This window comes from Streptomyces sp. SID13726 (assembly GCF_010548375.1).
In the GTDB taxonomy this organism is placed as follows: domain Bacteria; phylum Actinomycetota; class Actinomycetes; order Streptomycetales; family Streptomycetaceae; genus Streptomyces.
Genome location: NZ_JAAGLY010000335.1, coordinates 1 through 480 on the forward strand (window position 1 = coordinate 1; position 480 = coordinate 480).

A 480-nucleotide genomic window follows, 5' to 3' on the forward strand; every position below is an offset into this window, starting at 1 on the left:
GATCCGCTACGCCAACGGCCAGAACAGCGACCCCGCGCCGCTGCCGAGGAACCTGAGCCTCTACGTCAACGGCGAGAAGATCAAGCAGGTCTGGTTCGACAGCACCGTGGCGTGGTCCACCTGGGCCACCCAGGTCGAGACCGTGCCGCTGCGCGAGGGCGCCAACACCATCACGATCCAGCACGACGACGACGACATCGGTCACGTCAACCTCGACAGCCTCACCGTCACCCCGACCGAGCGCATCGCGCTGTTCGACGGCGACGACCTCGACCGGTGGGCGGCCGTCAACGGCGGCGGTCCCGCGACGTGGCCGATCGCCGACGGCTCCGTCGAGTCGTTCGGCGGCGACATCCGCACCAAGGAGAAGTTCGACGACTTCCGGATGCACGTCGAGTGGTACCAGCCCGAGCACGCGCCCGACGTCACGGGCCAGGCCCGCGGCAACAGCGGCGTCTACATCCAGGAGCGGTACGAGGT

Annotated in this window: 1 protein-coding gene; it reads left to right on the forward strand. The window is 68.5% G+C overall.

Translation table 11 applies throughout. The annotated features are described in order from the left end of the window. The coding region (locus tag G3I78_RS47935) for a family 16 glycoside hydrolase (protein ID WP_164436905.1) at positions 1–480 on the forward strand (480 nt) is incomplete at both ends.